The sequence below is a fragment of the Pseudomonas sp. XP1 genome (assembly GCF_053557675.1).
Genome location: NZ_JBNRIJ010000065.1, coordinates 1 through 9,876 on the forward strand (window position 1 = coordinate 1; position 9,876 = coordinate 9,876).

General features: G+C 62.0%; 10 protein-coding genes. 4 read left to right on the forward strand and 6 right to left on the reverse strand.

Annotated features, from left to right (window positions below):
* Window positions 1-127: 127 nt before the first annotated feature.
* Window positions 128-1,237: an ABC transporter ATP-binding protein gene (locus ACK1U9_RS25460; protein WP_085601561.1), complete on the reverse strand. Its 1,110-nt coding sequence runs from the start codon at window positions 1,235-1,237 to the stop codon at window positions 128-130.
* Window positions 1,234-2,154 (reverse strand): ornithine carbamoyltransferase, encoded by a 921-nt coding sequence (argF, locus tag ACK1U9_RS25465; RefSeq protein WP_153671571.1) that lies wholly within the window; start codon window positions 2,152-2,154, stop codon window positions 1,234-1,236. Before argF ends, ACK1U9_RS25460 begins: the two co-directional genes overlap by 4 nt.
* 396 nt (window positions 2,155-2,550) lie before the next feature.
* On the opposite strand from argF, the gene ACK1U9_RS25470 reads away from it, so the two are divergent.
* A complete protein-coding gene (locus ACK1U9_RS25470; protein ID WP_085601560.1) occupies window positions 2,551-4,659 on the forward strand; it encodes a molybdopterin oxidoreductase family protein in 2,109 nt (702 codons plus the stop codon).
* A gap of 91 nt (window positions 4,660-4,750) precedes the next feature.
* Window positions 4,751-5,086 (forward strand): Grx4 family monothiol glutaredoxin, encoded by a 336-nt coding sequence (gene grxD / locus ACK1U9_RS25475; RefSeq protein ID WP_003254949.1) that lies wholly within the window; start codon window positions 4,751-4,753, stop codon window positions 5,084-5,086.
* Between the two features lie 57 nt (window positions 5,087-5,143).
* Here the strand turns inward: grxD and bfr are convergent, their stop codons facing one another.
* Both bfr and ACK1U9_RS25485 read right to left on the reverse strand, forming a co-directional pair.
* Complete coding sequence (gene bfr, locus ACK1U9_RS25480) at window positions 5,144-5,617, reverse strand: bacterioferritin (protein ID WP_003258014.1); 474 nt, start codon at window positions 5,615-5,617, stop codon at window positions 5,144-5,146.
* A gap of 200 nt (window positions 5,618-5,817) precedes the next feature.
* Window positions 5,818-6,036, reverse strand: a complete 219-nt coding sequence (locus ACK1U9_RS25485) for a bacterioferritin-associated ferredoxin (protein ID WP_003254947.1) — start codon at window positions 6,034-6,036, stop codon at window positions 5,818-5,820.
* 224 nt (window positions 6,037-6,260) lie between these two features.
* On the opposite strand from ACK1U9_RS25485, the gene ACK1U9_RS25490 reads away from it, so the two are divergent.
* Window positions 6,261-6,863, forward strand: coding sequence for a peroxiredoxin (locus ACK1U9_RS25490; RefSeq protein WP_003254945.1), 603 nt, complete (start codon window positions 6,261-6,263; stop codon window positions 6,861-6,863).
* A 160-nt stretch (window positions 6,864-7,023) separates the two neighbouring features.
* Here ACK1U9_RS25490 and rnt read toward each other — a convergent pair whose 3' ends face one another.
* Window positions 7,024-7,635, reverse strand: coding sequence for a ribonuclease T (gene rnt, locus ACK1U9_RS25495; RefSeq protein WP_225917480.1), 612 nt, complete (start codon window positions 7,633-7,635; stop codon window positions 7,024-7,026).
* A gap of 59 nt (window positions 7,636-7,694) precedes the next feature.
* Window positions 7,695-8,741 (reverse strand): dihydroorotase, encoded by a 1,047-nt coding sequence (gene pyrC, locus ACK1U9_RS25500; RefSeq protein ID WP_046614753.1) that lies wholly within the window; start codon window positions 8,739-8,741, stop codon window positions 7,695-7,697.
* A 130-nt stretch (window positions 8,742-8,871) separates the two neighbouring features.
* Between pyrC and ACK1U9_RS25505 the strand changes: the two genes are divergently transcribed.
* Entirely contained in the window at window positions 8,872-9,789 is a 918-nt protein-coding gene (locus tag ACK1U9_RS25505; protein ID WP_046614752.1) for a flagellar protein MotY, read from the forward strand.
* The last annotated feature ends 87 nt before the right edge of the window (window positions 9,790-9,876 follow it).

A 9,876-nucleotide genomic window follows, 5' to 3' on the forward strand; every position in this document is an offset into this window, starting at 1 on the left:
TTCTCCCACGGTCTGTACTGCTGTGAACAGTCAGATTCGGCTTTTTCGTCCCACCACCCCTTCGAGTATCACCATACAAGCGGCCTTGTGTCGCGAAAGGGCCGCAAAGCGGCCCCAGGGTTTCGAATCAGGTCGCCGAACTGTACCGGCGCACGCCGTTTTCCTGCCGCGGCAACTGCGCTGCCACGCTGCCCGGCACCGGGAACAGCACCAGGTGATCGGCCTTTACCGCAATCCCCACATCCTCACCGACCTGATGGTCGTCATGGCTAGGGAAAATCGCCTCCAACTGGCTGCCGGTCGGCAACTGCAGGCGGTACAAGGTCGATGCACCCAGGAAGCTCTTGCCGACGATGTTCGCCTGCAGTGCACTGCCCGGCGCGTGGACGATATCGTCAGGGCGCAGCAGCACATCTACCGAACTGCCCGGCGCCATGATGTAGGCACGGTTGCCGCGCAGTTCACCCAGTTCGGTATTGACGGCCTCGTGGCTGATCATCTGCCCACGGATGAAATACCCCTGGCCAATGAAGCTGGCCACGAACGGCGTCTGCGGCTCGTGATAAAGGTTGTAAGGCGTGTCCCACTGCTCCAGGCGGCCTTCCTTGAACACGCCGACCTGGTCGCTGACGGCAAAGGCCTCTTCCTGGTCATGGGTCACCAGGATGGCGCTGGTGCCGCGGCTCTTGAGAATGTCGCGAACCTCATGGCTCAGGCGTCGGCGCAGCTCCACGTCGAGGTTGGAGAATGGCTCGTCAAGCAGCAGCAGTTGCGGCTCCGGTGCCAGCGCACGGGCCAGGGCGACCCGTTGCTGCTGGCCGCCGGACAGTTCATGCGGGTAGCGCCCGCCCAGGCCGCCCAGCTTGACCAGTTCGAGCATCTCTTCGATGACCTCGGCCTGGCGCGGGTGCTTGGCAATACCGAAGGCAACGTTCTGCGCCACGGTCAGGTGCGGGAACAGCGCGTAGTCCTGGAACACCATGCCGATGCGGCGTTTTTCCGGGGCCAGGGTGAAGCCAGCCCGGGAAATGACCTCGCCAGCCAGCTGTATCTCGCCGTCGTGCACGGGTTCGAAACCGGCGATGGCGCGCAGGGTGGTGGTTTTGCCGCAACCGGATGAACCCAGCAGGCAACCAATGTCGCCTGCGTTCAGGTGCAGGTTGAGGTTCTGGACGATGCGCTGGTCGCCATAGCCGCAGGCGAGGTTGCGCAGGTTGAGCAGTAGGGGTTGACTCATGCGTGGTGGTAAGCCGGTTCTACAAGGAATTCGAGAAGGGCCTTCTGTGCATGCAGGCGGTTTTCAGCCTGGTCCCAGGCGACCGAACGTGGGTCGTCGAGCAGGTCATGGCTGATTTCCTCACCACGGTGGGCTGGCAGGCAGTGCATGAACAGGGCGTCGGGTGCCGCCAGGTCGAGCAGTTCGCGGGTGACCTGGTAAGGCGCGAAATGCGCCAGGCGCCGTGCAGTTTCCTCTTCCTGGCCCATGGAAGTCCAGACATCCGTGGTCACCAGATGGGCGCCGCGCACGGCTTCCTTCGGGTCACGCACTATCTGCACGTGGTCACCACCGATGGCCATGAAGCGTGGGTCCGGCTCGTAGCCTTCCGGGCAGGCGATGCGCAGCTGGAAGTCGAACTGCCTGGCTGCCTCGATGTACGAGTTGCACATGTTGAAGCCATCGCCGATCCAGGCCACGGTGTTGCCCTGGATCGAGCCGCGGTGTTCGAGGAAGGTTTGCATGTCGGCCAGCAATTGGCACGGGTGCGACTCGTCGGACAGCGCGTTGATCACCGGCACACGCGAGTTGGCGGCGAATTCGGTCAGGGTGCTGTGGGCGTGGGTACGGATCATTACCACATCGAGCATGCTCGACAGCACGATGGCGCTGTCGCCGATCGGCTCGCCACGGCCCAGCTGGGTGTCGCGCGGGGACAGGAAGATGGCCTGGCCGCCGAGCTGGATCATGCCGGCCTCGAACGACACGCGGGTACGGGTGGAGGACTTCTCGAAGATCATGCCCAGCACGCGGTTTTTCAGCGGCTCGAAGAGCACGCCTCGCTTGCGCAGGTCCTTCAGCTCGATGCCGCGGCGGATCACCCCGAGCAATTCGTCGGTGGTGAAGTCCAGCAGGGAGAGAAAGTGCCTAGCGCTCATGATTGACTACCTTATCTGCAACGGTATGCAGGTCGACCGTATGGTTTTTTTTGACAACGGGAGTGACCTGCGGCGTAAGCCGCACGGGGGCGGACGAAATAGGGAAAGGCGCAATACTATAAGTAAATGTCGCCTGAAGCCAAGAGGGGAAACAGCTGCCCAGTACCAAAGGGTGTTGCAAAGGGTGTCTTTACCCGACGGACAGTGCTGTTTTTTATTTGCTACAGAGGGTTGTACACGGCTTGCCGGCAATTTGGCAAATGGCTGTCGCAAATCGTGTGCCTGATGTCGGTGGATTCACGCCGCGAAGCGCGCTGGCCGGCGGCAGGGGCTGGGTGCATAGTCGATGTTCGACAACCCTCTACACATCCTCCCGACAACAAGGCAGAGGCGGCCATGACCAAGACCCTGCATCACCGTGCCTGTCACCTGTGCGAAGCGATCTGTGGGCTGAATATCGAAGTCAGCCATGACGACGACGGGCGGGCGCTGATCAGTTCGATCAAGGGCGACCCCCAGGACCCGTTCAGCCGCGGCCATGTCTGCCCAAAGGCCGTGGCCCTGCAGGACATCCAGAACGACCCCGACCGCCTGCGCCAGCCGCACAAGCGGGTGGGCGAGCATTGGCAGGCAATCGGTTGGGACGAGGCCTTTGCCCTGGCCGCCGACAGGCTGTGGGCGATCCAGCAAACCCACGGGCGCAATGCGGTGGCGGTGTACCAAGGTAACCCGAGCGTGCACAACTACGGCCTGATGACCCACAGCAACTACTTCCTGGGCCTGCTGAAAACCCGCAACCGCTTCTCTGCCACCTCGGTGGACCAGTTGCCGCAACACCTGGTCAGCCATCTCATGTACGGCCATGGCCTGCTCCTGCCGATTCCGGATATCGACCAGACCGGTTTCATGCTGATCCTTGGTGGCAACCCGCTGGCCTCCAACGGCAGCATCATGACCGTGCCGGATGTGGAAAAACGACTCAAAGCCCTGCAGGCAAGGGGTGGGCGCCTTGTGGTGGTGGACCCGCGGCGCAGCGAAACGGCGGCTATGGCCGACAGTCACTTGTTCATTCGCCCTGGAGGGGATGCGGCCTTGTTGTGTGGCTTGCTCAACACCCTGTTTGCTGAAGGCCTGGCGCGCGGCTCGCACTTGCCTGTCATCGGGCTGCAGCAGGTGCGCGAAGCGATCGCGCCGTTCAGCGCGGAGGCCATGAGCGCGCACTGTGGCATTGCCGCTACAGACATCCGCCAGCTGGCACGGGACTTCGCCGCGGCCGACAAGGCGGTGTGCTATGGCCGCATGGGGGTTTCGACCCAGGCCTACGGCACCCTTTGCCACTGGCTGGTGCAACTGATCAACCTGGTGACCGGCAACCTTGACCGTGAAGGCGGCGCGTTGTGCACCGAGCCTGCCGTCGACTTGGTGGCGACCACCTCGGGTGGCCATTTCAATGCCTGGCAGAGCCGGGTGTCGGGCTTGCCCGAATACGGCGGCGAACTGCCCGTGGCGGCCTTGGCCGAGGAAATGCTGACACCCGGCGAAGGGCAGGTGCGTGCGCTGGTGACAGTGGCTGGCAACCCCGTACTGTCCACGCCCAACGGCCGCCAGCTGGATGTGGCGCTGGAGGGGCTGGAGTTCATGCTCAGCATCGACCTGTACATCAACGAAACCACCCGACATGCCGACCTGATCCTGCCCTCCACCTCGGCCCTGGAAAACGACCATTACGACAGCACGTTCAACTTGCTGGCCGTGCGCAACGTGACCCGCTTCAACCGGGCGATCCTGGCCAAGCCCGAAGGGGCATTGCATGACTGGGAGATTTTCGTCGGGCTCGCACAGGCGTTCGCCAAACGCGCCGAGCTGGAGTTGAAACCGACCTGGGCGCCAGCGCAGATGATCGACCTGGCCCTGCGCAAGGGACGCTATGGTGAAGCGACGCCCTGGCAGTTGTCGCTTGCAGCGTTGGACAAGCACCCGCATGGCCTGGACCTGGGGCCATTGCGCACCAACCTCGCTGCGCGCCTGGCGACTGCCAGCAAGGCTGTCGAAGCGGCGCCCCAGGTGCTGCTGGACGACCTGGGGCGGCTGGCGCAACAAGTCCCTCCGGCACCGGGCGAACTGCTGCTGATCGGCCGTCGCCATGTGCGAAGCAACAATTCGTGGATGCACAATTTTCATCGGCTGGTGAAAGGAAAGCCGCGACATCAGTTGTTGATGCACCCGCAGGACCTGCAGCACAGGCAGCTGCAGGATGGCCAGAGGGTTCGTATCCGCTCGCGTACGGGGGAGCTTGAAGTCGAGGTGCAGGCCTGCGCGGACATGATGCCGGGCGTGGTCAGCCTGCCCCATGGCTTCGGTCATTCTCGGCAGGGCGTGCACATGCAGATCGCCAAGGCGCAGCCTGGCGTGAGCGCCAACGACCTAACCGATGAGCGCCTGCGTGACCAGGTTTCCGGTAATGCCGCCCTCAATGGCGTACCTGTGCAGGTAGAGGCCGCGTAAGGAACGGTAAGGCCGAGCATGCTGCTCGGCTTTCCGTTACAATGCGTCACCGTGCCGACGACCGTGTCGGAAAGTTCAGCCGAGGTGCTACATGGATATCATCGAAACGATCAAAGAGCAGATTGCCAACAATACCATTCTGCTTTACATGAAAGGCTCGCCGAATGCCCCGCAGTGTGGCTTCTCTGCGCGTGCATCGCAGGCCGTGATGGGTTGTGGCGAGAAGTTCGCCTACGTCGACATCCTGCAGAACCCGGAAATCCGTGCGAACCTGCCAAAGTACGCCAACTGGCCGACCTTCCCGCAGCTCTGGGTAGCCGGTGAGCTGGTCGGCGGCAGCGACATCATGCTGGAAATGTTCGAGAAGGGTGAGCTGCAGACCCTGATCAAGGAAGCGGCTGCCAAGGCCAAGGCCTCCGAGGCCTGATTTTCCGGCAAGCATGAAAAAACCCGCTGATCGCGGGTTTTTTCATGGGGCGAATATTTATTCTTCGCCCATCTGCGACTGCAGGTAGTTCTCGATACCAATCTTGTCGATCAGCCCCAGCTGGGTTTCCAGCCAATCGATATGTTCTTCCTCGGACTCGAGGATGTCTTCGAGCATGTCACGCGAGCCGAAGTCGCCAGCGGTTTCACAATGGGCGATGGCTGCTTTCAGGTCGACCAAGCCTTTCTGTTCGATCTTCAGGTCGCATTCGAGCATTTCCTTGGTGTGCTCACCAATCAGCAGCTTGCCCAGGTCCTGGACGTTGGGGATGCCTTCGAGGAAGAGAATACGCTTGATCAGTTTGTCAGCGTGTTTCATCTCGTCGATGGATTCCTTGTACTCGTGCTTGCCGAGTTTGTTCAGGCCCCAATCTTCATACATGCGTGCGTGCAGGAAGTACTGGTTGATCGCGACCAGCTCGTTTCCGAGGATCTTGTTGAGATGCTGGATGACGCTTACGTCGCCTTTCATGTCGGGTTCCTGCCCTGTAGAAGTGTGCCAATACACGCAAGTTTGAGCCCGATACTTAGGTGTGTCAAACCTAAGCTCTTGAATAATAAGTGAAAATTAATGGAAATAAGAATGTTTGTGAACCGCGTTGGAGCGCTAACTTATTGAATTGCGGGCATAAAAAAACCGGACACAAGGTCCGGTTCTTGGAATTCTGGGTTTCAGGCCGCGGTAAATTCCACGGGGTAGGGCAGGGCTGCCTGGCTGACCTGGAGCTCGGTCAGGGTCTCGCGGACCACCTGCTTGGCCACGCAGGCACATTTGCCACACTGGCTGGCGACGTTGGTCGCGGCTCGCACTTCCTTGTAGCTGCAGCATCCTTCATAGATCGCATCGCGGATCTGTCCGTCGGTGACGCCGACACAAAGACACACATACATAAAGGCTGACCATCGTTGGTGGGCTCGATGGGGTGGAGCTTAATGTTAATGAGAATGCTTGTCAAAGGAGTTTCTGAAAGGACCGTGCTTGAGCGACCGGCGGCTGCTTCGTCGTTGGAGTCGGCCTGTCACCAGAAGCCGTGTATGATGGTCGGCCTTTGTTGGATGTCGGGCAAGCCCGTCTGGCCCGGCAAACGGTTTTTCACCCTCATCAGGAGATTACAATGAGCGTACTCGTTGGTAAGAAAGCCCCCGATTTCACCGTTCCGGCCGTGCTGGGCAATGGCGAGATCGTCGACAGCTTCAACCTGGCTTCGGCCATCAAGGGCAAGTACGGCCTGGTGTTCTTCTACCCGCTGGACTTCACCTTCGTCTGCCCGTCCGAGCTGATCGCCCTGGACAACCGCATCCCTGACTTCCAGGCACGCAACGTCGAAGTGATCGGTGTGTCGATCGATTCGCACTTCACCCACAACGCCTGGCGTAACACCCCGGTCAACAACGGCGGTATCGGCCAGGTCAAGTACACCCTGGCTGCCGACATGACCCACGAAATCTGCAAGGCCTACGACGTCGAGTCCGAAGGCGGCGTGGCCTTCCGTGGCGCCTTCCTGATCGACACCAACGGTGTTGTCCGTTCGCAGATCGTCAACGACCTGCCACTGGGCCGCAACATGGACGAGCTGCTGCGCCTGGTCGACGCCCTGCAGTTCCACGAAGAGCATGGCGAAGTCTGCCCTGCCAACTGGAAAAAAGGCGACAAAGGCATGAACGCTTCGCCGGAAGGCGTTGCAGCCTACCTGAGCGAGAACGCTGGCAAGCTGTAATTGCCGCGTGCATGAAAAAACCGGCCCTTGTGGCCGGTTTTTTTGTGCCGTTCTGTGCCGGCCTCTTCGCAGGTAAACCTGCTACCACAGGTATCCCAAAGGCCTCAGCCATTGTGCGATCTCTGTGGGAGCGGGCATGCCCGCGAATGCTTTTTTCAACTCAATCGTTGAAGTCGCGCCAGCCGCCCATTTCTTTCCAGCGGTTGACGATGCCGCAGAACAGCTCGGCCGTCTTCTCGGTGTCATAACGCGCCGAGTGCGCCTCACGCCCGTCGAAGTCGATGTCGGCGCTCTGGCAGGCCCGCGCCAGTACGGTCTGGCCATAAGCCAGGCCCGCCAGGGTAGCGGTGTCGAAGCTGGAGAACGGGTGGAACGGGTTGCGCTTCAGGTCATTGCGCGCCACCGCCGCATTGAGGAAGCCCAGGTCGAAGCTGCTGTTGTGTCCCACCAGGATAGCCCGCTTGCAGCCATTGGCCTTGAGCGCCTTGCGTACGCCGCGGAAGATGTCGGTCAGCGCGCTTTCCTCGCTGACCGCCATGCGCAGCGGGTGGTCCAGCTTGATGCCGGTGAACTCCAGCGCTGCTGCCTCGATGTTGGCGCCCTCGAATGGCTCCACCCGGTGGAAGTAGGTGTGCTCGGGGAACAGGAAGCCCTTTTCGTCCATGCCGATGGTGACGGCGGCAATTTCCAGCAGGGCGTCGGTAGCGCTATTGAAGCCGCCGGTTTCAACATCTACCACTACCGGCAAATAGCCGCGGAAGCGCTCGGCCATGGGGTGGCGCGAGCCGCTGCTGCCTTGGTTGTCCAGATCGTCTTCGTAGAGGTCTTCGCTCACGCGTTTTCCTCCAGCAGGCGCCAGCGCAGTTTTTCGCCGGCGCGCAGCGGGACCACGGTCTGCTCGCCAAATGGCAGGCTGTCCGGGGCGGTCCATTCCTCGCGGACCAGGGTAATGGTGTCGGTGTTCGCCGGCAGGCCATAGAACGCCGGGCCGTGCAGGCTGGCGAAGCCTTCCAGCTTGTCCAGCGCGTTACGCTGCTCGAACGCTTCGGCGTACATCTCGATGGCTGCGTAGGCGGTGTAGCAACCGGCGCAACCGCAGGCGGCTTCCTTGGCGTGACGGGCGTGCGGAGCCGAGTCGGTACCCAGGAAGAACTTCGGGTTGCCGCTGGTGGCCGCGTCCAGCAGCGCCACCTGGTGCGTGTTGCGCTTGAGGATCGGCAGGCAATAGAAGTGCGGGCGAATGCCGCCAACCAGCATGTGGTTGCGGTTGTACAGCAGGTGCTGCGCGGTGATGGTCGCGCCAACGTTGGCCGGGGCCTCGGTGACGAACTGCGCGGCATCGCTGGTGGTGATGTGCTCGAACACCACCTTCAGCGTGGGGAAGCGCTCGACCACACGGCGCATGTGCTCGTCGATGAAGCGCTTCTCGCGGTCGAACACGTCGATCTCGCTGCGGGTCACTTCGCCATGCACCAGTAGCGGCATGCCAACTTCCGCCAGCGCCTCGATGGCCGGGAAGATGTTGTCGATGCTGGTCACGCCCGAGTCGGAGTTGGTGGTGGCACCGGCAGGGTACAGCTTGGCGGCGTACACGAAGCCGCTGGCCTTGGCCGCGCGGATGTCCTCGGGGCTGGTGCGGTCGGTGAGGTACAGCACCATCAGCGGCTCGAAGCGGCTGCCAGCCGGGCGGGCGGCCAGGATGCGCTCACGGTAGGCGCCGGCCTCGGCGGCATTGCGCACCGGCGGAACCAGGTTGGGCATGATGATGGCACGGGCGAAAGTACGCGCCACGTCGCCAACGGTGTGGGGCAGGACGGCACCATCGCGCAGATGGATGTGCCAGTCGTCGGGACGCAGGAGGGTCAGGCGATCGGACATTGGGGATTCCAGGCGGGTCGAACTCAAGCCCCAATGCTACCGGAAAACCCTGGGTGGAGCACGGCTATCAAGTTTTCCGCCCAGCGTCCGATAGCCTGCAGGTAAGCCGTCAGAATTTGTGGAGCCGCCCGTGCGCCAGCGTTACCTAGCCCTGTTGACCCTGTTCGCCAGCCTGCCGGCCGGCGCGCTGACCTTCCAGACGCGCATGGAGAACATCGCCTGGAAGGTCGAGGGTGACCAGTTCGAATGCCGGCTGATCCAGCCGATCGACGGCTTCGGCAGTGGCGAGTTCGTGCGCCGCGCGGGCGAGCAGCCGGTGTTCCAGCTGCGTTCGGACAGCAACGTTCTGGGGGCGGGCACGGCCACCTTGCTGGCAGCCGCTGCACCGTGGCAACCCGGGCGCAGCGACATCAACCTGGGCAGTGTGCGGATGGCTCGCACCGGGGTGCTGTTCAGTTCGTCCCAGGGCCAGGCCAGCCGCCTGATCAACGGCCTGCTCGATGGGCGCAGCACGGTGGTACGCAATTACGCCGGCGAGGCGGGCAGGCCGATGGAAGTGCGTGTGCTACCGGTCAGCTTCGCCAAGGCCTACAGCGACTATCAGGCCTGTGCCGGCAAGCTGCTGCCGATGAATTACGACCAGGTGCGCCAGACCCAGGTTGGCTTCCCCGGGGGCGGCTTCGAGCTGGATGGCGCGGCCAGGGCGCGGCTGGACGTGATCCTCGACTACATGAAGGCTGACCCGACGGTGAACCATGTCGAGCTCAACGGCCACTCCGACAACAGTGGCAACCGCCTGACCAATCGCGACATGTCGCGCCGCCGGGCACTGGCGGTGGCCGACTACCTCAAGGCCCATGGCGTTCCGGAAGAGCAGATTACCGTGCGTTTCCACGGCGAGCGTTACCCATTGGCGAAGAACACCAATGCTGCCAACCGGGCGCGTAATCGTCGGGTGAATATTGAACTGGATCGGGTGACGGTAATCGAGAAGCCGGTTGAGAAGCCTGTCGAAAAGGCCCCTGAGCCAACACCTGCCAAGTCCTGAAGGCTGCGGAGCTTTCTGTAGGAGCGGCCTTGTGTCGCGATGGGCTGCGCAGCAGCCCCGGCAATTTTCGCTGCATAGCTGAGATCC